This window comes from Geopsychrobacter electrodiphilus DSM 16401, from assembly GCF_000384395.1.
Taxonomy (GTDB): Bacteria; Desulfobacterota; Desulfuromonadia; order Desulfuromonadales; family Geopsychrobacteraceae; genus Geopsychrobacter; species Geopsychrobacter electrodiphilus.
Genome location: NZ_ARWE01000001.1, coordinates 587,931 through 608,193, shown reverse-complemented (window position 1 = coordinate 608,193; position 20,263 = coordinate 587,931). Strand labels below are relative to the sequence as shown.

General features: G+C 51.1%; 20 protein-coding genes and 1 riboswitch. Of the genes, 9 read left to right on the top strand and 11 right to left on the bottom strand.

The annotated features are described in order from the left end of the window. Positions 1 to 6: 6 nt before the first annotated feature. From D888_RS0102810 to D888_RS24525, 8 genes are all read right to left on the bottom strand, one after another. On the bottom strand, positions 7 to 486 hold the full coding sequence (locus tag D888_RS0102810; protein WP_020675008.1) for a hypothetical protein: 480 nt from the start codon (positions 484 to 486) through the stop codon (positions 7 to 9). A 19-nt stretch (positions 487 to 505) separates the two neighbouring features. Continuing rightward, positions 506 to 1,399 carry a hypothetical protein gene (locus D888_RS0102805; RefSeq protein ID WP_020675007.1) on the bottom strand — a complete coding sequence of 298 codons (894 nt, stop codon included), beginning with the start codon at positions 1,397 to 1,399 and terminating at the stop codon, positions 506 to 508. Between the two features lie 479 nt (positions 1,400 to 1,878). Beyond that, positions 1,879 to 2,286 carry a hypothetical protein gene (locus D888_RS0102800; protein WP_020675006.1) on the bottom strand — a complete coding sequence of 136 codons (408 nt, stop codon included), beginning with the start codon at positions 2,284 to 2,286 and terminating at the stop codon, positions 1,879 to 1,881. 394 nt (positions 2,287 to 2,680) lie between these two features. Then, the gene (locus tag D888_RS0102790) at positions 2,681 to 3,208 is read right to left on the bottom strand and encodes a hypothetical protein (protein ID WP_020675004.1); all 528 of its coding nucleotides are present in this window, start codon (positions 3,206 to 3,208) and stop codon (positions 2,681 to 2,683) included. Between the two features lie 159 nt (positions 3,209 to 3,367). Continuing rightward, entirely contained in the window at positions 3,368 to 4,009 is a 642-nt protein-coding gene (locus D888_RS0102785) for a response regulator (protein ID WP_020675003.1), read from the bottom strand. Between the two features lie 14 nt (positions 4,010 to 4,023). Next, positions 4,024 to 5,943 carry a sensor histidine kinase gene (locus D888_RS0102780; protein ID WP_020675002.1) on the bottom strand — a complete coding sequence of 640 codons (1,920 nt, stop codon included), beginning with the start codon at positions 5,941 to 5,943 and terminating at the stop codon, positions 4,024 to 4,026. Positions 5,944 to 6,270: 327 nt separating this feature from the next. Beyond that, positions 6,271 to 6,939: a nitrite/sulfite reductase domain-containing protein gene (locus D888_RS0102775; protein ID WP_020675001.1), complete on the bottom strand. Its 669-nt coding sequence runs from the start codon at positions 6,937 to 6,939 to the stop codon at positions 6,271 to 6,273. A gap of 4 nt (positions 6,940 to 6,943) precedes the next feature. Next, complete coding sequence (locus D888_RS24525; protein WP_020675000.1) at positions 6,944 to 7,552, bottom strand: rubredoxin-like domain-containing protein; 609 nt, start codon at positions 7,550 to 7,552, stop codon at positions 6,944 to 6,946. Positions 7,553 to 7,700: 148 nt separating this feature from the next. On the opposite strand from D888_RS24525, the gene D888_RS0102765 reads away from it, so the two are divergent. Beyond that, positions 7,701 to 8,687, top strand: a complete 987-nt coding sequence (locus D888_RS0102765) for an NAD(P)H-quinone oxidoreductase (protein ID WP_020674999.1) — start codon at positions 7,701 to 7,703, stop codon at positions 8,685 to 8,687. A gap of 194 nt (positions 8,688 to 8,881) precedes the next feature. On the opposite strand, the gene D888_RS20530 is transcribed toward D888_RS0102765, so the two are convergent. Beyond that, positions 8,882 to 9,310: a response regulator gene (locus tag D888_RS20530; RefSeq protein ID WP_020674998.1), complete on the bottom strand. Its 429-nt coding sequence runs from the start codon at positions 9,308 to 9,310 to the stop codon at positions 8,882 to 8,884. Positions 9,311 to 9,764: 454 nt separating this feature from the next. Next, positions 9,765 to 9,852: riboswitch (cyclic di-GMP riboswitch) on the top strand. A gap of 67 nt (positions 9,853 to 9,919) precedes the next feature. Here D888_RS20530 and D888_RS0102755 point away from each other — a divergent pair. The 4 genes from D888_RS0102755 to D888_RS0102740 all read left to right on the top strand — a co-directional run bounded on the left by D888_RS0102755 (position 9,920) and on the right by D888_RS0102740 (position 12,821). After that, the gene (locus D888_RS0102755; protein WP_211215654.1) at positions 9,920 to 10,516 is read left to right on the top strand and encodes a DUF1326 domain-containing protein; all 597 of its coding nucleotides are present in this window, start codon (positions 9,920 to 9,922) and stop codon (positions 10,514 to 10,516) included. Continuing rightward, positions 10,513 to 11,289, top strand: coding sequence for a DUF2182 domain-containing protein (locus D888_RS0102750; protein WP_020674996.1), 777 nt, complete (start codon positions 10,513 to 10,515; stop codon positions 11,287 to 11,289). Before D888_RS0102755 ends, D888_RS0102750 begins: the two co-directional genes overlap by 4 nt. 227 nt (positions 11,290 to 11,516) lie before the next feature. Continuing rightward, positions 11,517 to 11,648 carry a hypothetical protein gene (locus D888_RS24720; RefSeq protein WP_281169640.1) on the top strand — a complete coding sequence of 44 codons (132 nt, stop codon included), beginning with the start codon at positions 11,517 to 11,519 and terminating at the stop codon, positions 11,646 to 11,648. A 522-nt stretch (positions 11,649 to 12,170) separates the two neighbouring features. Continuing rightward, a complete protein-coding gene (locus D888_RS0102740) occupies positions 12,171 to 12,821 on the top strand; it encodes a response regulator (RefSeq protein ID WP_020674994.1) in 651 nt (216 codons plus the stop codon). Here D888_RS0102740 and D888_RS20525 read toward each other — a convergent pair. Continuing rightward, positions 12,809 to 14,566 (bottom strand): ATP-binding response regulator, encoded by a 1,758-nt coding sequence (locus D888_RS20525; RefSeq protein WP_020674993.1) that lies wholly within the window; start codon positions 14,564 to 14,566, stop codon positions 12,809 to 12,811. The two genes, D888_RS0102740 and D888_RS20525, sit on opposite strands and share 13 nt — an antisense overlap. A 39-nt stretch (positions 14,567 to 14,605) precedes the next feature. Beyond that, positions 14,606 to 14,770 (bottom strand): helix-turn-helix domain-containing protein, encoded by a 165-nt coding sequence (locus D888_RS23885; RefSeq protein WP_020674992.1) that lies wholly within the window; start codon positions 14,768 to 14,770, stop codon positions 14,606 to 14,608. Between the two features lie 420 nt (positions 14,771 to 15,190). Here D888_RS23885 and D888_RS0102725 point away from each other — a divergent pair, with 420 nt between their 5' ends. The 4 genes from D888_RS0102725 (at position 15,191) to D888_RS0102710 (ending at position 20,086) form a co-directional block, all read left to right on the top strand. Continuing rightward, complete coding sequence (locus D888_RS0102725; RefSeq protein ID WP_020674991.1) at positions 15,191 to 15,805, top strand: hypothetical protein; 615 nt, start codon at positions 15,191 to 15,193, stop codon at positions 15,803 to 15,805. 43 nt (positions 15,806 to 15,848) lie between these two features. Beyond that, positions 15,849 to 16,646, top strand: a complete 798-nt coding sequence (locus tag D888_RS0102720) for a hypothetical protein (RefSeq protein WP_020674990.1) — start codon at positions 15,849 to 15,851, stop codon at positions 16,644 to 16,646. Between the two features lie 29 nt (positions 16,647 to 16,675). Next, on the top strand, positions 16,676 to 18,928 hold the full coding sequence (locus D888_RS0102715; RefSeq protein ID WP_020674989.1) for an IPT/TIG domain-containing protein: 2,253 nt from the start codon (positions 16,676 to 16,678) through the stop codon (positions 18,926 to 18,928). Between the two features lie 63 nt (positions 18,929 to 18,991). Further along, positions 18,992 to 20,086: a DUF8200 family protein gene (locus tag D888_RS0102710; RefSeq protein ID WP_020674988.1), complete on the top strand. Its 1,095-nt coding sequence runs from the start codon at positions 18,992 to 18,994 to the stop codon at positions 20,084 to 20,086. The last annotated feature ends 177 nt before the right edge of the window (positions 20,087 to 20,263 follow it).

Genomic DNA, 20,263 nt, shown 5'->3' with positions numbered 1-20,263 from the left:
GAGTGCTCAATCCGGCTGAAACCGGACAAAAATCCCGGTCTGCATACCCGGCAGAACGCAGGGAATGGGAACATTTATCTTAACCACCTCAACCACATTGGAAGTCTCTGGATTATATTGACCGGGCACATCCGGATTTTCATCCGAACAACTGAAACTCATCCCCCTGGTCTCTTCCAGGCAGTGCCAATCAGACATTTTTTCACGGTACCAGGCGGACACCTTTGCATAGGGATCTGTGGAAAGAAGCTGAACCTCTCTCCAGCCTTCGGGACCGGAACTGTCGGGATCGATCGTACAGAACTGACTATTCGGATAGGCTGGCATGACCACTTCGGCTGCATCAGGAACCTCCCGATCCTTCGGCTGCACCATCGACTTGAATTTATCATCGAGTTTTGCCATCGGCGCGAAGGGGCCCGCCCAGGCCATCCCACAAGCGACGAACACCATCAAAAACAGGGCAAAAATAATGATCTTCTTCATGCACGCCTCCTATATAAATTCAGTCCAGCACGCTCTCGAGACCCTTCAGATTAAGGGAACTCGTCACATACTTCTCCACGCTTTCTCTGTCCCCGTCCACGTGCGCAAAAACGACAAGTGAACGCAGGTGGTTGTCTGGTGTCTGGATCTCCTTGGGGAAAACGATTCGCCAGTTCTTTTTGTTAAGCTCACTGACGGCCCAACCACCGAGGTAATATTTGTAGCCCAGCGGACCACTATTTTTCTTGTCGATACGAAATGCGTGAACAACCCCTGGCGGCGAGGGCATGTCGTAGGCCTTCCCGATTTTCTCCCCAGCGCCGTTAATCAAAACCTGAACATAAAATTTAGCGGTTTTCTTTGCAGTGCCCTGCGCACTCGCACCCGACGGTTGGTTCATCGCCTGGGCCATCAGCTGAGTCTGCTCCGCCATTTGCCCATGGGCCAGCGCCATAAGCTTTTGTTGCACTTCGGCCACCGTCTCCAGATCCTGCCTCTGAATCGCGGCCATCATCTCCTGCTCAAGAACCGCAGTATCTCTCTTCGCGACAGCTCTCTTCTTTTGCACATCGGTGATCTTGCTGAACCTGAAATCCAGAATGAGCTTCAGGGGAAAGTTACGCGCGCGTTCGAAGATCAGCACCGGTTCACCTTCCCGCATCGAGTTTCCCGAAACAGTGACTCTCAGCTTCCGGTTCCACCCTTCGAGGGGAGGCACCGACTGCTTGACCTGATCCATTACATGATTGATGTATTGCATCTCGGCAGCGGTTGCAGGTACATCCTCAGCATCGCTGATGGGATCGGCGTATGCTGAAAAAGTAGAAATGCCGCAGACTAGGAAAGTTGCCAAACCGAATATCCTGAGCTTATCAATGTAACGAGCATACCGATCTAATCTTTTGAGAAGCATCACAACTCCTTTGAGTCATAAAATACCCTGGAACTCAGAACAGACAGGTAAGCATGTCCGTTCATTGCGAAAACGATAATCTGGACTAAACCCTAGGAGCTTGTCCGAGGATAGAAACCCGGCTGCAAAACCAGCAGTTTGGCCCATATTTCAGTTCCTTTTTGCCCCATAGCTACGGCTATAAGCCTGCAAACGAGCTAAAATCTGTTCTCAAACTTCTGGTTTTTCGCTTCGGCCCCTATTCTCGGACAGACTCCTAGGGGTATTGATGTTTAATCGGGCTTTAATTATTGAGCCTTCCCACCATAGGGGTTTCCGGGCAGTCCTTTTTCCCCTACTAACAGTCTTTTTTCAAAACTTCCTCTTATTGGCTACCTAGGCCGATTGTAAATTGACAAGGGACTTAGCTCATCTCCGATAGATATTGCCTGCAACTCGTACTGATTCTTAATATCGACTTTCGCCCTTCTACCAAGAGCTCAACGCCCTTTTGCGCGACACTCAAACCGTCCAGCACCATCTGAGAGACAGTTATAGCCTTCGGGGAGCAGTTTTCTGATGCTCGAATGAATGTCACGACCCGAGCTCGGAATGCGGTAAACACAGTAAAAATATTGATTAAGTACCTGGGATTTTATAAGTTCAACAGTCTGTGCCTTGTCGATCGGTTCCCAATAGGTTGGCAACAGCTCGCCTTTGATTCCGGCATAAGCGGTTGGACATTGAAGATCGAAGCGTTGCGGAATGTTTTTGTCTGTTGCGACGGGTGCAGCCCCTTTACGCTGAGATGCATTACCTTGCCATTGTTGGTTCGCGGCCTGTGCCACGCCCCCAAGAAGAACCAGCCCAGCAATAATCGTTAAGAAGAAGATATTTAGTCGTTTCATTGACGCCCTGTCCTTTCGACCACTACTTCGTAGCCAATTCCAGAGAGACTATATTGGCTGTGTCGGAGAGAGGGATCTCAACCTGAGGACGCTTGCCTGTTAACTCAAGACGTATCGCACCGATCTTTGCGTAAGCGACATCGGGCCGGAACAGGTTCAAGTTCTTGATGAAATCTTCAATTCGCCATTTCCCGATATAAAGCATTTTGGTGAAGGAAGAACCTCTTCCAAAATGGTCGTAACCTTCTCGTAGAATGCTTGCTCGACAGCTGGTAGCGGGCGTTTTTGACAGGCTTCGACGACCTCAAGACCTGACCCAGAACAGACCAGAACAATCAGCCCAAGAATTTTGTAGAAATTCAGACGACACCGCATATCCCCTCTCCGCTCCTTGTTACAGCATCGGCTTCAGGGACATGACAATCATCGATTTGACCCCTTTCACATCAAACATCATCTCCACAAACCCCGTATCCCCGGGCTTTTCAACTTTCGAAACAATTAACTGCCTATATTTCAGAGAATCCATTGGGGAAATGTTTTTTTTATCCGTGTTGACAAAGAGTCCCACCTGACCGGCCTCTTTAACCGCGAGTTCAGGTGTGTATTGCCATCCATTGGCCAGTTTTTCCTGGTACCAGGCCACTACTTTTTCGGGACTGTCTTTAGAAACGATAGTCAGCGTGCTGAGCTCGCCATTTGACTCGCCGGTCGCGCCACAAAAGGCATCAGGATAAACTGGAATCGCGATCTCTTCTGCTGATGGTAAATTGCTCTGCATATCAGCTGTGGTTTTCCCCTGAGCCGTCATCGACTGTTTACCCAGGTCCGTAATGGGCAAGAACTGGCAAATCGAGTCAGCTATTGAGACGGTACACAAACCAAACAACAAAACGATTAGAACCAAAAATACGCGTTTCATAAATCCTCCTCACGAGGCAAAAGGCATTCCCCGACACTTTGTCAGAGAAATTTCTTGCGAAATTCCATGCATTGTCTGATCTGAAATTAACCGTGACTACAAGGTGGGAACACCCCCGATTGGGGGGGATAAGAAAAAAGGAGGCTAAAAAGAAAAAATCTAGAAAGGATCGATCAGTCCGAGCCTCAAGCCTTCATAAACCGCTTCGGCCCGGCTTGAAACATTCAATTTCTGATAGATGATTTTGGTATATCCGGCCACCGTGTTGGTGGTCAAGCCGAGCAGTCTGGCGACCTCAGGGCGCGAAAACCCCTTGGCGATGAGCTGAAGGACCTCATTTTCACGTGTCGTCAGCGCTTCCGTTTCTTCGGCCTTTTGTCCCAAACGGGAAAAATAGGCGAGAATACGGCGGGCGATACCCGGAGATAGTGGGGGCTGTCCCTGTAGCACCGCTTTGAGTTGATCAACCTGCTCGCACAGCAGCTGCTCTTTGATCAGGTACCCTTTGGCACCGGCCTGCAGGGCCGAAAAGATATGGGTATCATCATCGAAGATGGTCGTGATGACCGTATAAGTCCTCGGATGAGAGACTGCGATCTCCCTGACCAGGTCGATCCCCGACCCATCAGGTAAGTTGATGTCCACCAGCGCCAAACAATAAGAGTTGCTCTTCAGGTGTTTGCGGGCCTCTTTGAGGGTCACCGCGCCCAGCGCTTGCGCCTCGGGAAATGCCTCGGATATATGCTCCAGCCACCAGGCCCGCGTATCGTCATGGTCTTCTACGATAAGTACCGATTTCATGGCGGTTTCACCTTTCAGGGTTCGGGGGAAAGCGGCAACGACAGCCGGACCTCAAAGGAATTATCTTCGGGGCGACAGAAGTGATCGAGGGTCCCGCCCAGATCGGCAATTCTCCTCCGCATATTATTCAACCCTTTACCGAAACGAACCTCTTCAGACTCGTGCCCAACCCCATTGTTACGGATACTCGCCCTGAGTTGCTGACCCTCAAGGTGCCATGCGACCCAGAGCTGATCCAGATCAGCATGACTGAAAGCGTTGGTCACAGCTTCCGAGAGGACCCGCGACAGGTTTGTCAATTGACGCGGACTCAGCTGGTACTCGAAATCGAAGGGACGAACCTGCCAATCAAAAATGACGCTGGCTGACTCACAACGCTCATGCAGTTTTTGGCGCCAGTTGGCTAGAGCCTCCTCCAGCGCAATACTCGCCTGCGGATCAAGGCTGTAGACGATGTCGCGCAGTGCGCGCAGGGCTTCACGGGCAAGCTGAGATGTGCGCTGGCTGCTCGATGTCTGTGCCAGGGAGAGGAGCCGCCCGCCGATATCATCATGCAGATCGCGCAGAATCCGTTCACGCTCTTCCTGAGCGCCGCGCGTATGTGCGGCCAGCCGGCTTTCGGTCTGACTCGATATCTTGTGCAGCTCATCCACCAAACGAACATCCATAGCGGAAAATAGGCGCTGACCTTTTTTGGGGAACATTATTTCAATAGTCCCCTCGCCGCTGATATTGGGAACCTGAAGGATCTGTCCGTATTGCAGAATTTTCGGTGAAGCTATGTTTCCCGGCGAAAATTTCTGCGAGAGCGGCTCAAAAATTTCTGTCAGCACGAATTCCCACAAGACATCGCCATGTTTCTCCTGATCCACGATACCGGCGACCAGAATCGGCAAATACTGCTCGAATCTCTTGCGGTGTTTTCGATAAATCCGCCCCAGAACCCACTGACGCACTGGGAAATAGCCCCATCCGACAAACAGCAGAGAGAGGGGAAGAGCCGAGCCGGTGCTGAGATGCATGGAAAAAGCCAACAGGCCATCAACAATCAGCACCGAAACCCCGGCAAAAAACCACAGCCAGATATTGAACCACCAGCGATCGATGTCAAACAGGCGGTACTTGAGGATGCCCAGCGCGAGGCTGACGTGCATGAACAAAAAACACCCCAACCCGACACTGACTGAAAACACTGCATGCCCGGTTATCAGCAGCAGCACGAAGTAGAGAAAGCAGCCCAGACCGGTCGGAATCAAAAAAGCCAGTAGAAACCACTTGAACGCGGCCTGATCGATGGCGCTTCCTCTGGAATTTTGCCATTGCCGAAACCCGATAATCAGGGCAATCGCCATATAGATCGGCGCTTGAATCAGGGTGGTATTCCCCGGAAGATCGGTCCATTCGAAGAATTCATTCCCCAGAAACAGCAAGACCAGCAGGCTGGCCAGCCCAGGAAGAAAAAACGATTTCAGCGGTGTGGGGTAGAGAGCAAGCAGAAAGATCGCGAAGAGGGCATAGACATCGTTTCCCAGGTGATAAACGGTGCGCAGGTTGAACAGCAACCCCGGATCCAGAGCGAGTTCGCGTGAGGAGATGACAGCGACCGCCATGGTGCTGACCATCAGGCCGACCCCGGCAATGGCGTACACCTGAGCGGCCCGCACATCTAACCGCACGGAGATAATCCCCGCGCCAAGGAGACAGGAGATAATCCCGATAGCATTCAGAAACCAGAACCTAGCCGGCAGCGAACCAATGGGGCGGGAAGCGGCCGGTTGCAGGCGCACCTCCCGACCATCCTCCAGCGCAAAGATCGTCACTGGTTCAAGCAAAATACTGGCAAACACAGCCTGTCTCGTCAGGAAGCGATGGAAAGAATCGAAGGTCGGAAAGACATCGGGATCTTCCACCAGGTCAGATCCGCGAATTGCCAATGGCTCTCCTGAAACTGATCGAATCGCAGATATCCTGTCGTTTGCAGATAAGATCAAGGTGGAAGGGCTGTTCGGGTAGACGTTTGTAATCAGGGCTCCAGGCAAATCATCCTCGGCTTGCAGGGTGAGTCCAAGCCACGGCCGTAGATGCGTTGCGAGGTAAACTGAGCTGAACAGGCTCAACAGACACAGGAATAGAGCCGCAAAAAGAATCCCGCCAGGCGCTCCTCTGATATTGAACACTGTCAACTCCAAGGAAGATACATAGATACCATTACCGGGGAATGTCAACTTCAAGGTTGCTCAAAGCATTGTCCCATACACATGCTACCCCTCGTCCAGCACAACCCGGCGAACCTCGTCCAACCCGACCTCGTCGATCAGCTTACCAATCCGGCATTTGCGGTTTTGAGCGATAAACCAGTCGACCAGCCGGATGACTGCGGTCAGAGCCTCTTCTTCAGTCGGGATATGTTCCAGCAGGCGACGACTCAGGCGTGGGGCCGAACCGCCATTGCCTCCGACCTGCAGATGCCAGCCTTTGGGCGTGCCGAGCAGGGCGATATCCCTGATGCAGGCTTCGGCGCAGTCGTTCATGCAACCCGAAACCGCCATCTTCAGTTTCCAGGGCAATTCTTTGGCCTGATAGCGTGCATCGAGCTTCAACCCGAGCGCGACAGAATCCTGCTGCCCACGCTTGCAGAAGTCGGTGCCGGGGCAGATTTTTACCGAACGCACACAGGGACCGAACGGTCGCGCGCGGTTCATCCCGCCCAAATCGGCCCAGGCCGCATCAAGATCCTCTTCGGCCAGACCGACGATCAAGACCCGCTGGGCGCTGCTCAACTTGAGGCGTGCCCCGAAACGGCGCGCCACGGCAGCAATCAGCTCCAACTGTTCGGGCGTGGCCAACCCGGCGGGCAAGTGCGGCACGATCGCATAGGTCCTGCGATCACGTTGAATGATAGCTCCCTTTTCCTCAATATCGCGTTTCATAAGTTTAATCGAATTTCCCAGGGGTCTTTTCGATCCGCCCAAAAACCAGCATCCCACCGTAATGACCGAGCATCGTGACACACAAGAGAGCCGCCGCTGCCAGGGCGAGGAAGAACCAGGTTGCTCCGCCGGGGGCAATGAGAAGCTCCGGGTTGGTATAGCGCATGAACAGCATCTCCAGACAGATCAGGATCAGACAACCGCCGAGGATCAACTTGCGGTGAAAGATTTGACTCCTGGCGCCATTGTAATGATGCCGCCAGCTATAAATACCGGTCGCCACCGTGGCGGGCACACTGACAGCGATCATCGCCAGCAGCAGATAGATCCCGTGATCCAGGGTTTTCAACCCGACCAGCAGACAGAGCATGAGAAAAAGTCCCAGGGTCGGCACCAGGGCATTGGGGAAATGGGCGGCCACGGCGTGGGGCATGAAGGTATCGATCATCTCCCGCAGCAGACCTTTGATCCCCGAAGGAGCGGATTTGTCATCACTCTGTTCGACCAACAGCTCAAACTTCTCCGACCCAACGCCGCAGACCGGACAGATATCCGGCGGTTCATCCCCCTGATGAACATAACCACAAACCGTACAACGCCAGCGTTTCTGCATGAAGTCCTCCCCTAGGATGTATTTTAGCTGGTGTTTCGATTTGACTCCCATGGGGGAATCCCTATAATCGAGACACTGTTTGTTATTCGAACATTTTTAACTGGTTAACAGTCTGCCAGTTCCGACATTGTCCTGCAAGGAGAGAGAGATGAAAGCAGTCCTGATAGATGAATTCGGTGGCGTCGACGTATTGAAAGTCGACGCGGCCGAACGGCCACAGCCCAAAGCTGATGAAGTTTTGATCAAGGTCGCCGCGACCAGCATCAACCGCCCCGATCTGGTCCAGCGTGAAGGTAAATACCCGCCACCTCCGGGTGATTCAGTGATTCTCGGCCTCGAAGTCGCGGGCATCATCGAAGAACTCGGCAGCGGAGTGAGCGGCTGGAAGGTCGGTGATCGCGTCATGTCGCTGGTCGGTGGCGGTGGCTATGCCGAGTATGCCGTGGCCTACGCCTGCCACCTGATGCCGATCCCCGCCAGTATGAGCTTTGAGGAGGCCGCCTGTGTCAATGAGAGTTATATCACCGCTTTCCTGAATGTCTTCATGATCGGCGGTCTTAAAGATGGCCAGACGGCGATCCTCCACGGCGGCGGCGGCGGCGTCAACACCGCCGCGATTCAATTGGCCAAGGCGCTGACCCCCAACGCTAAACTGATCGTGACAGCGCATCCGAGCAAGATGGAGCGGGTTAAAGAGCTGGGCGCCGATCTGGTCCTCGACTTCACCACCACCCCCGACTTCAGCGAAGCGGTTAAGGAATTCACCCATAAAAAAGGGGTGGATGTCATCCTCGACCATGTCGGCGCCAAGTACCTCGCGCCCAACATGGCGAGCCTGGGCTATACCGGCAAGCTGGTCATCATCGGCATCATCAGCGGCATCAAGGCCGAACTCAACCTGGCGTTGATGATGGTCAAACGCCAGCAGATCATCGGCAGCGTGCTGCGCAGCCGCCCGGTTCCCGAAAAGGGCGAGATCGTCGCCGAGTTCACCCGTCGCGCCCTGCCCAAGTTCGCCGACCGTTCGATCGTACCGATCATCGAACAGGTCTTCGACATCGAGCAGATTCAGGATGCACACCGCATGATGGAAGAGGACAAACACTTCGGCAAGATTGTGCTGAAGATCGGCTGAACTCCGCCGCACCAGTATGACCAAAGGGCCGCAGGCGATCATCGCCTGCGGCCTTGATGAGAATATTAACAAGGTTCAGGCACTACCGCCCCCATAGATACTTTCTGGAGGGAATTTCTTTTGGCCTACCCTTCAATCCGCAACACTGAGGTCTGAAAAGGATGGGTAACTCTTGGTTTAACCCTCGAAACCGGTTACCTATACAGTGGCGCCAGTTTTCGGTTGAGGGGGATTTTTGTTATCTGCTCTTCTATCCATTCAAATATCTCTGAGATACAGACGGGCTTGTAAAACATTTTGCACCCCAGCTTCTCAGCCTGTTCACATTCCTTCGAACTCCAGGTACCAGAAATTACGGCTTTATTTTGAATAATTCCCTTGCACCCTCTTTGGCTCTGAGTTTCAACAAATTCTAAGCCTGTCATATTGGGCATCCGATTGTCAGTCAATAAGATATCGCCGCAGGCATCTACATGAGGGCAAGGTTTTTCACGATCTGAGTAGAGAGGGCAAATCGTTGGATCGGCCGCGCTTATGACCTCATAGCCTCTTTGTTCCAGCAAAATGGTCATGAGCCGACGGCTCGCTTCATCATCTTCGAATACAATTATTCTTGGAGTCATGATTCGTGCCTTAGGTTAAATGAAACGCAAATGCATAACTTAAATGGCGCGAGAAATTCGCCATCAGGAGTTAAAAATAGGTTTTGATCCTGATAAAAGCTTTTTTAACAACGGCGAACGCACACGAGACAAAACGGAGCATCTCCCGCCCTTGGATAATTCCTGCAATTGAGTTCGAACTTCATTTAAGCGCGAAATTCTCAATTTGCAAGTCAAGCTCAGTTAACTCTCCCGCTAGTGAGTTGAGCTGAATAAAAACCTGTCACTGAAGCCCTGAACAGGGGGTTATATTTCAATTGTGGCGACAAATAAAAACTCAAAGCTAACCAGACGGTGAGTTACTCATATTGCAGAGAGGTATGAGCCGTTACCGGAAAATACCTCCAGAGCATTGCGCCGGAAGCGATAGATTACTTGACTGGTAAACAATTGGTGTTATAGTCAGGTCTGTGATCCACGAAAAAGCCAAACCTGTTGAAAAGCAGGGACGGAAAGCGGCGGATCTTCCCTCTCACACCTCACAAGATGGCCGAGCTACCGAAGGATGATAAATCCAACGGAGAGCTCGGTTTTTTTTGTAAGCGAATGAAAGGAGATCCACAAATGGGCATGAATTGGAAAATTGATGGTACCTACTTCGAAACTTGCAACTGTGACACGGGCTGTCCCTGCGTATTCCTGAGTGCTCCACCCAGCGGTGATTGCACCGCGCTGGTCGGCTGGCACATTACCAACGGGCATTTCGATGAGATCAACCTTCGCGACCTCAACGCCGTCCTGGCCGTCCACTCTCCCGGCCACATGGCCGAAGTCCCCTGGCAGGCCGCTCTCTACATTGACAGTAAAGGGGATTCCGGACAGCAGGAAGCGCTGAGCAAAATATTTTCCGGCCAGGCCGGCGGGCACCCGTCGCGACTGGCCACACATATCGGCGAATTCTTCGGGGTCAAAAGTGTCGAGATAGTTTATCAGGCTAGCGGTAAAAACCGCAGCCTGAGCATTCCGGGGATTGCCGCGGCCGAAATCGAAGCGATCGGCGGCCAGGCGGAAGGAGAAGCGACCATCTCCGGCCATCCCCTCGCCATTGCCCCTGGATACCCGCTGGTGGTCGCAAAATCCAAACGCATGAACTACACCGACCACAGCTTTCATTGGGAGATTACCCAGAAGAACGGCTACTACTCTCCCTTCGCTTATAACGGATGAACTCTGTCGGTTCGACATATAGCCGCGATCAGGCGATTGTTCTCGGAGGGCTGGCCGGGCTCTGCCTGCTGGCCTGGCTTTATCTGTTCTACCTGGCCAGAATGATGGGCCAGATGCCGGCCGGCATGGCCATGACCGAGCCACAGATGATGAGCTGGAGCGGGACCGATTTGCTGTTCTGCTTCATCATGTGGGCGGTGATGATGGTCGGCATGATGATCCCCTCGGCCGCGCCAATGATCATGATCTTCTCCCAGACCTACCGCAAACAGTTCGGCCAAGGACAGCCTTACGTCCCAACCAGCCTGTTCGTCCTCGGCTACCTGGCGGTCTGGACGGCCTTCAGTCTGGTTGCCACTGCTGCCCAGTGGGGGCTGCATACAACCGCCCTGCTCTCACCAACCCTGCTCAAAAGTACCAGCCCGATGCTTGGCGGCGTCATCCTTATTGCCGCCGGTCTCTTCCAGTGGACTGATCTGAAACAGCGCTGCCTGCAGCACTGTCGCTCGCCCCTGAACTTTTTGCTGAACGAATGGCGCGATGGCCGTTTGGGGGCCCTGAGCATGGGGCTTCGTCATGGCCTGTTCTGCCTGGGTTGCTGCTGGGCGCTAATGGGGTTGTTGTTCGTCACCGGGGTAATGAACCTGCTCTGGGTGGCATTGATCGGCATCTTTGTGCTGGTCGAAAAACTGGTCCTTTTTCAGCGCTGGGTGAGTGGCAGTGCAGGAGCGCTACTGGTCAGCTGGGGGCTTTGGCAGCTTTTGGCACACTGATGATCCCCGCACGGGCATAACCAACAAGGCTGCAGCTCAGCACCAGATGAAATCACCAAAGTTTTTATTTTTATAAATGTACCTGAACCTGTTTATTCACTAACAGGCGAAAGACAAGCTTTTCAACAATTAATAGAAACGAATTTTCTGTCGGTGGGTGTGCTTTAAGCCCATAGGTGTAGAGTGCCCGCACATAGAAAGAGATTTTTTTGTATCGAGATATCGGCATGCGAACCATACGTTCAATGAAGGCCGATAACCTCTTCTTTGCCGTTCAATTAATCGAACTTGACGGCATGGACAGCGGCCTCGACCTGCCAAAGTTGGCCCTAAAAAATAATAGTTTCATGAATTACTAATGAGTTATTATACTGACTCCGTAGCTAATTATGACTATCTCGATAGTATTAATGTACTTACCAAGGTTTATGCCCGCGAAAATTTCATTTGGAGGGGAAAATGCGCTCATCTTGTGGTTGGCAGGGAAATGTTACGGGTCGCACCTTGCTACGATAGCTAAATCAGGAGCGCCGTTCAAGGCGGATGTGGATGGTAGTTTCTAACACAAACTATGAGAAGGACAAAGGGGACTACCCTATTCTCCGTATTGGTTGGTCTTGGCCGGATGATTGACGGGCGCAGATATGAACCGCTTGGCGTTTGGTCACATCTATACTGACCAAGAAGTTGCTAATCCCAAAATTGCTCCGAATAAAAATATACCGAACCAGGGACTATCAACCTTGGCGGCAGCATTCAACTCAATGTATTCAGGGGCAGGTATGAGTGGCTGATATTTGGCAGTTGAGCCAAGATGATGACCAATAAAATCGCTACAAGTAGACACGAATAATGTGCAGATGTTCAACAGGGGCTATGTTTTGAGCACTACGTATAATATCCGGAAAGTTTTGATTGCAGATGATCACTCGCTGTTACGCAACGGTCTCAAGCAATTGCTGCAACAGCTGTGGAGTGATATCACCGTTGTTGAGTCCAATGACTGCCGGCAAACCCTCGACATGATGGGTGCCCATCCCGATATTGACCTTGTTCTGTTTGATCTGAATATGCCAGGCCTTGATGGCTTCAAGGTTCTGGAGATATTAGCCAATAACCCCTGTGCTGCGCCTATTATTGTTGTTACTGCTTCCGATGATATTTTTGACATGCAAAGGACACTGGATGCTGGCGCGGTGGGTTACATCCTTAAAAGTGAATCCAACGAGGTAATACTCAGGGCAATTCAACTGGTGCTCGCAGGTGGCATCTATGTAACGCCGAGCATTACATGCAAACAAGCTGGCGGGAGAGGTCAGGCAAACCTTTCTTTTTCAAAGCTGACATCACGCCAATGCGAGGTGTTGCGATTAATGATGCAGGGAGCCTCCAACAAGGATATCGCCAAGGCTTTGAATCTGTCTGAGGTCACGGTCAAAACTCATGTTGGTGCGATACTGAAGACTCTTGATGTGGTTAGCCGCACTCAGGCGGTATTGGCGGCAAAAAAACTCGGCTATCAGGATAAGTGATTTGACAGCTGACGCTGAACTTGGCGGATGAAGGCGCGAATTCTGGCTGGAGAGACTGGCTTGTGCCATACATAATGGCCATTATCACTCATCTCTTTCATGCGTTCCGGTGTTATGTCGCCGGTCATGATAATCGCCGGGATGTGTTTACCCACCCGACTTTGTATGGCTTCAATCGCCTGCAAACCGGTTTTGTTATCTCGCAACTGTAAATCAGCAATCACTGCATCAGGGGCTCGACTGGCATGATCAATCAGTTTCACAGCCTTATCGGCAGAGTCGGCAGCAATCACCTCATGCCCCCAGTGTTCCAGCAGCTTTTTGGTCGCCAGAAGAATTGTCTGCTCATCATCCACCACAACAATACACATGGACAGCGCTTCGTCACTATTCTGCTCGGTATCAATATCTTCCTTGAAAGCACTAGCGGATATCGCGCCTACTGCTTGCGGTAAGGTTATCGTAAACACTGAGCCTTTCCCGGGTTCAGATTGTAAATCCAGCCTGTAGTCCAAGAGTCGCGCAAGACGATCAACGATAGCCAACCCAAGCCCAAGACCTTGGGAGCGGTCGCGTTCCGGGTTGTGTAATTGATGAAATTCTCGAAAGATTTCTCTTCGATGCTCCACCGCAATACCGATACCGGTATCTGCAACATCAATCACGATATCACGCCCTTTATGTTGGCAACGTAGAGTTATCGAGCCGTAATTGGTATAGCGTAAAGCATTGCTTAGCAGGTTGCGGATAATCGTTTCAAGCAAAGCCGGGTCACTGTGCACAGCGGTATCGCAATTCGCAATTGACAATGAAAGACCTTTTAAATTGGCCTGCTGTACATATTCATCTTGTAACCGGCCAAGCAGTCCAGCCAGGCGAAAATCTTTCAGCTTGGGCACCACTGCACCAGCATCCAACTTTGAGATATCCAACAAGGCATTCAACAGCATTCCCAACGCAGAGACAGCGTCACCAATATGCTGTGCTATTTCCTTGTCTTCTTTCTTCCGGGCGCGCATGGCCAATGTCCCGGTGAACATGGCTAGCGCGTGCAACGGTTGACGCAAATCATGGCTGGCGGCGGCCAAAAATTTCGATTTGGCCAGATTGGCTTGCTCTGCCGACTCTTTTTCCCGAGCCAGTGCCATACGCAGACCGATAAGTTCCTTCATTGATCGGGCGCGCTTGGAGGCGACCAGCGGCGTTAAAATAATCAGCGTTATCACAACGGCTGCGGTCGCATAGTGCTCTCTGGTGCCCTGAAACAGTAACATAATGACAATTGGCGGCATTGATAGCGCAACGTACGCCTTGACAGCAGGCATATAAGATACCGTCATCGTGACAAATACAGCTGTTACCGCAACAAATGCGGCAAGATTCATTTGCATCTCGAATGAATTAGGCACAAAGAGGAGATAGGATGCCCCTCCCCAAGCCGCAGCATTCAACCCCATAACAACAACTATACGGTGTCCCCATTTTCTATCAAGCGGTAACGACGGCTGCTGGCGGCGAAACGTTAGCAGAGTGCCTATCCTTATAAGGGAGGTAACAGATACCAGAGAAACCCATAACACCAGGTTGAACATGGCAACCTTGCCAATAAACAGGGTGATAGTAACAATCGCCACCATAATGTTTAACATAGGCGACAGTAATGGGGTGCCATAGGTGGCCAGAATCAATTCTGATTCGACCTCATTACTCTTTGCACGTTGTTCGTTGGTTCTCTTTTTTTTCATCACAGAATTTATCCGGAAATGTAATCGCTAAAAAACTATTTAAGCCCAAATATCATTGAAGAAAGATATATGCTTCAACTCACGCGAGATCGTGGGCTTGTCCACACCGATCTCCTCTGCGCTCAGTCCTTGTTTCCAACCCGCTTTCATCAACCCGAGAATCAGGTATCTTTGATCGCTGGCGAGCTGTGTGTAGGTCTTCATCTGTGCTCCTTTCTCTTGGTCGTTTTAAGTACCTTCGACGTTACCGCAGCTCGCCACTTAAACTCATCTACAAAAGTTGCACCTCAGAATTGAATCCGCCGAAGTAAAAAATAAGTGAGATGAAGTTTATTCTACTGAATTACAAATACAGCCTTCAGGAAAAATCCGGAACCGATACAAAAGTATCAATCGCCTCATACCTAAGGATAATGGTGTTTCTCCCAAATTAGCGCAATACTAAGTGATTCTAAGACTGATGAATTCAAAGGGGGACACTTCCACATGAAAAATGCTTTCGTAAATAACTAATTTGCGGTTAAACTAAAGTGTTTCAATTTAACACTTAATTATGACTATTTCGATAGTATTAATGTACTTAACAATAGTTTATGCTCGCGAAAATTACATTTGGAGGAAAAAATGCGCTCAGTTTTCATTGTTTCAATGCTTTCGTTACTGATGATTATCGCTGCCCAAACGGTTTTTGCCGATGTCACAGCAAAATACAAGATTGCAAAGGCCGCAGACTTCCAAATTGTGAAATTCCATGACGCAGATCATGTCCGTTCGGAGTATTGGTCTTATGGCAAAATGGGACCGGCTACGGTTAAGAATGGCGAAAAGATGTATTTGGTCAATGGAAAACAGGTTATTGATATGACGGCAGCCTATGCCGCGCTTAAAGGGATGATGGGCAAAGCAGGGGTTGCATCCTCGAACCCCCAGATCATGATCAAGGCAACCGGGCGCAAAGAGACGATCGCCGGTATTACCGGTGAGGTTTTTCAAGTCACCGAAAACGGCAAGAGCCATGAGGCTGTCATTGGGCAGAACAAACAGCTGGCGGACGTTGGTAAGGGAATGGGCGCGGTTATCAATGGCATGGCCGGAGATTCGAAATCGGGAGAATTCCTGCAACATCTGGACACTGAGGATACCATTAAAGACCCGGCTTTGCTGCGTTTCGACCAGTCTTTTGTGCTGGTCAGCGTCACCGAGGGTGAGATCCCTGCTTCAGATTTCAACGTAAAGTGAATCGCTTCAAAGCCAGGTAAATTTATTTCAACCGGAGGGCACAATGAAGGCATTAAGTTTCGGTGGGATGCTGGTCCTGCTGAGCCTGTCTCTTTTATTGACGGACGCAGGAAGGGTTGTAGCGATTAACCTGCCGGCGGCGACGGTGAAAGGGCTGTCTCACCAGGCCAGGCCAACGGGCGTGTCTTCTCTGGTAAAGGGCCCCGCAGTCCAGGGCTGCCCCAAACTTGTGGCCCGAGAACTACACATTGTGCGTGTTGTTCCGCAAAGAGCCAGTACTGGGGAACAGGCTTTCCGTTATCTCCTGAATGGCTCTATTCAAAACCGTGGATTAGCTGGCGTTGCCGTTGTCGGGGTGAATGTGACTCAAAAGACGCAGCGCGGCGCCGTGAAACGTGTCGCCCTGAAACTGTTCAGGCAACGGGTACAACCAAATCAGCGCCTCGACCTTCTAGGCGACCTTCATGTTCAGGTGCAGTCTGAGCCAATCCTTGCGAGCGCAAACCCTCTCCCCTCCTTTTCACTCAATGTCTTGAACATGCAAAACGACCATAGCCAATGCGGCGAGCGAGCAGGAACCACGGTTTCTATTTCCGCTAATATCGTGCGTCGTGCGCTCCTGACTCAGCTCAAGGGCGATGTCTCGCTGTCGGTTGATTCTGTGCAAGGATTTTCCAGGAAGATAAAAGACAAGGCGGAACGCACAAACTCAGGGAAAGATCATAAAATGGAACATCTCCAACAAGATGTGGCTGCAAGGAGTGAGGCGGTAAAAATGGGGGCAGATACAATAAGGGAGACCAACAAGTCGAATGACGAAGTTATCCGCAATTTGCGCTGAACCAAAGTAATTCACGAGAAGCGAGCCCGATGAAATTCAAAAGCTTTAAACATGGTAGAAGAGTTAAAATTTGTTTGCTGGTTCTCTTCGTTGTCGGTCTCTCTGCACGGTCAACCCTTGCGATTGAAACATACAAAACACCTAAATTCCCGACGCTGAAAACGAATAAACTAATTCTGCAACTACCGAACGAAAAAACCCCGGGCATCAACCTGAAGTCCCCCGGAAAAATCCTCAGGCAGTGCTCCACTCCGGATCCGGCCTTAACGAATATCCGTGTAGGGCATGTTTCTACGGCGGGAGAACGCCCCGGGTTTTATGAGGTCTCAGTTGAAGGAGAAGTCGTTAACGCCGGTCAGGGTGTATATCTCCTGAACTCCAGACCGATCTGGGCAAAACTCAGGGAATCCGGGCACTCGATTCCTGGGACCCGGGACAGATCCTTTAGTGGCGAACTGGCTCCGGGCCAAAGTCGCTCATTTTATTTTCGAATCCCCCATCTCAGCAGCAGTGCTGATTTTATCCCTGAATATACCGTTACCATTAATATGTCCGGCCCCGATTGCAACCCTCAAAACAATCAGAAAATTATCACCGGGGCTGAAATCAGTGCGGCTATCGCCGCATATGGACGATCAACGATGCAGATTACCCGTGTTAGAGCTTGTGTCAGACCAGGACGCGGTGTTGTTATTGACGGCCACAATTTCGGCAGTCGCTCCCCCCGCTATACGGCACTCTTCGGAACCCGGCCAGGCGAGATCCAATCTTGGACCGACCGGCAGTTAATTATCAAAGCACCGACAGGGCTCGACCCTGACCTGCCGCTCCCGCTAACCCTACACGCGACGAATCAACCTTCGTCAGCCGTCATGGCGCACTTTGGAGTCCGAACCTGCCCCAGCCGCCAACATAAATCAGCTGCTACTCCTGCAGACTTTAAGTTTGGCACCATGGTCAATTCCGGGGATCATTCTCATGCCCGCGGGGAGAGGCCGCTCCTTGTTATGTTATTGCAGGCCCCCCCTGGCAAGGGAACGACCGCAAGAATTGACCATAACATAGCTTATTACGACCGAATGATCTTTGGTCCGAATTTTCCAAATGTTGCTCAATATTTTGCGGTCAATTCGGCCTATTCTCCCTATACGTCGCGGGGAGGCCATGGTTTTACCTGGCGTAAAGCCACAATTATTGGCCCTGTCCTCGATTCAACGCCTCAAAGCACCTTGGATAAACGCTGGTCCTCAGTTAAGAAGATTGCTGCAGCACAGGGTTTTGATTTCAGCCAATATGATCAGAATTCTGACGGGGTCGTGACTGAGTCCGAGCTGGGTATTCTTGTGGTCGATAATTACGGTGCATTTAGCGGCATAACCTCGGGGGATCCAGGGTGTGTAGACGTCCCATCGCCGAGGGCCTCACGTCCAAGGATTTCCGTTTGTTCCGGGGTGTCTATGGCCGACCATCGCGCCAACATGATTACTGTTGCCCATGAGCTAAGCCATCAGTTAGGGACAATCGATATCTATGGGAGTACCGGGGGGGTAAGTTTGAGTTTATCTCTCATGGGGGGGACTGCCGATGCAGTGCTTGATAAAACCTTCAACCTGGATCCCTGGCACAGGAGCAGGCTTGGCTGGATTAAACCACGAATTTTTAATCTTTCTGAGCCCGGGTCCGCCATGTTGAGAGCACCCTCTGACCAATATGGTGAATCCTATAATGGGGGACCGATTATTCTTTACGACCCGCATAGACGCTCCCCTCTCTTCCCCCACCGTGATACTCAGGAATATTTTATTGTTGAATATCGCTCGAAGCAATTCATCCGAGCCTCTGGAGGTCACCCCGATTTGGCCTACGGCTATGACGCGAGTATCCCCCATGACGGCGTCTCCGTCTGGCATGTGAAAACTGATGCGGCAGGCAACCTCATCAGCATTCCCGACAGGATCCCCGAAAGCATAAATCATCGCTGCGCAAATAACCGAACCCAAAATATTGTCGATGGAAAATCACGTGTCACCAATCGCCGTATCCCCGTGGTCGGTCTCAGTTGTGGTGACGTTATGTCCAATGTTCATATTTCACCTCCTGGACGCGGTGGATTACCTTTCGGATGGGGCGGAAATGTCCTGTTGCAACAGCGGGATGGTGCTCTTAGCCTGAACTGGCTGAATAACACCAACGATGGGGACGGTGACGATGTGGGTATCCGGCTTAAGGTTTACGACGAGGGAAAAGGATATGCGAAGATTCGTTGGGATCCCCGCCGTTAAAGGTCGAGTTTTGTTGGCGCTTTTGAGATCGCCCTCAAGGGCAAATAGATGGATTAATAGCGAATGGTGATCTTAATACAAAGAACAATAAAAAAAACAGTCTGGAAGTTGTTACCTCCGGGACTGCTCCTGTTTGTTCTTTCACCAATACTGCCTGGGGGCATGGCTGCTGCGGCAAAGACGCTTAACCCGGCGTTGTATCAGAATCAAAATATTGGAAATTTATCAGGGAATCAGGTCCGCCCACTCGTGCATGATTATGTTGCGGTTACGTCACATCGCTCCCACCAGCAGGGCAAAGTCAACGTATTTGGGACTCTATGGATCTGCAGTGATGCGCGCTGCACGACAAGCGCCTCATGGGCTAGACCCACGGTGGAAGCGTGCAACGCGCTGGCTCGTTCAGTAGGCGCGATTCACTCTTATGGCGGACGCGGTGTCAGCCTGAACAAAAAAGATATTAACCGCTGCAATGCGAACATATCTATGCGTAAAAAACCCATCCGGGTGAAAGAAAAGCTATCAGATCGTGTGGCTACCCCTCAGACCTCAGCCCTTAGTAAAAAAATCGGAGTCGTCCCAAAATCACGAACAGGAAAAGACAGATCATCCTCCCAGCAAATAGTTCCGCGAGTTGAGAATGATTTAACCAATAGAAAAATAATATCAAATGCCGGGACGTATGCCGCCTTTCCCAAACTGAAAGATGGAAAAGTTTCTGGTCCAAAACAACAAAACACAAACCTTTACAGCAATAAAAGCGCTTGGGCACCGAAGGCTCCTCTTTCCTTTGGGGTTCCGGCCAGACCAACCGAAAGTAATCACAAAAATCAGGTCGGTCGTGGCTTGGCAACTGAACGAGCAGTCGGTCGCGTGTCACGGATGGTGATCTCCCCGCAGCCGCTTGAGATGACCGGGTTGGACGAGGACAGGACCGCGAGCAGATTGAGAATGGTGACAACCATGCAGCCGCTTGAGATGACCGGGCCGGACGTGGAAATGGCCACGGGCGGAGCGAGGGCGGTGACACCATCAAGCGGTTCCAGGACAGTGTTATCCATGCAGGTGTTGGAGATGACCGGACTAGAAACAGGCTCGAACGCAGTTAGATCGCGCACAGTGATCTCCACTCAGGTTCTTGAAATGACCGGAAGATAAAATGCGTGGCAAGAAAATACTGAAGATGCTGAGGTGCTGCAGAATGAAATATGAAATCACAGGAAGGAAAGTGTCGTGAAGATAGTCTATAAAACCATTGCTCGGGTTGAGCCGAAGTCGACGATGCACTACACGAGGAGATTTGCACTATTATCTCTGACGATGCTCTGTTTCTCC

Coding starts and splice junctions, on each gene's coding strand:
- D888_RS0102725 (WP_020674991.1), top strand. CDS start 15,191: ATGCGCTCAGTTTTCATTGTTTCAATGCTTTCGTTACTGATGATTATC.
- D888_RS0102750 (WP_020674996.1), top strand. CDS start 10,513: ATGAACTCTGTCGGTTCGACATATAGCCGCGATCAGGCGATTGTTCTC.
- D888_RS0102720 (WP_020674990.1), top strand. CDS start 15,849: ATGAAGGCATTAAGTTTCGGTGGGATGCTGGTCCTGCTGAGCCTGTCT.
- D888_RS0102765 (WP_020674999.1), top strand. CDS start 7,701: ATGAAAGCAGTCCTGATAGATGAATTCGGTGGCGTCGACGTATTGAAA.
- D888_RS0102800 (WP_020675006.1), bottom strand. CDS start 2,286: ATGAAACGACTAAATATCTTCTTCTTAACGATTATTGCTGGGCTGGTT.
- D888_RS0102785 (WP_020675003.1), bottom strand. CDS start 4,009: ATGAAATCGGTACTTATCGTAGAAGACCATGACGATACGCGGGCCTGG.
- D888_RS0102775 (WP_020675001.1), bottom strand. CDS start 6,939: ATGAAACGCGATATTGAGGAAAAGGGAGCTATCATTCAACGTGATCGC.
- D888_RS24525 (WP_020675000.1), bottom strand. CDS start 7,552: ATGCAGAAACGCTGGCGTTGTACGGTTTGTGGTTATGTTCATCAGGGG.
- D888_RS23885 (WP_020674992.1), bottom strand. CDS start 14,770: ATGAAGACCTACACACAGCTCGCCAGCGATCAAAGATACCTGATTCTC.
- D888_RS0102790 (WP_020675004.1), bottom strand. CDS start 3,208: ATGAAACGCGTATTTTTGGTTCTAATCGTTTTGTTGTTTGGTTTGTGT.
- D888_RS0102755 (WP_211215654.1), top strand. CDS start 9,920: ATGAATTGGAAAATTGATGGTACCTACTTCGAAACTTGCAACTGTGAC.
- D888_RS0102715 (WP_020674989.1), top strand. CDS start 16,676: ATGAAATTCAAAAGCTTTAAACATGGTAGAAGAGTTAAAATTTGTTTG.
- D888_RS24720 (WP_281169640.1), top strand. CDS start 11,517: ATGCGAACCATACGTTCAATGAAGGCCGATAACCTCTTCTTTGCCGTT.
- D888_RS20525 (WP_020674993.1), bottom strand. CDS start 14,566: ATGAAAAAAAAGAGAACCAACGAACAACGTGCAAAGAGTAATGAGGTC.
- D888_RS0102805 (WP_020675007.1), bottom strand. CDS start 1,399: ATGCTTCTCAAAAGATTAGATCGGTATGCTCGTTACATTGATAAGCTC.
- D888_RS0102810 (WP_020675008.1), bottom strand. CDS start 486: ATGAAGAAGATCATTATTTTTGCCCTGTTTTTGATGGTGTTCGTCGCT.
- D888_RS0102710 (WP_020674988.1), top strand. CDS start 18,992: ATGGTGATCTTAATACAAAGAACAATAAAAAAAACAGTCTGGAAGTTG.
- D888_RS20530 (WP_020674998.1), bottom strand. CDS start 9,310: ATGACTCCAAGAATAATTGTATTCGAAGATGATGAAGCGAGCCGTCGG.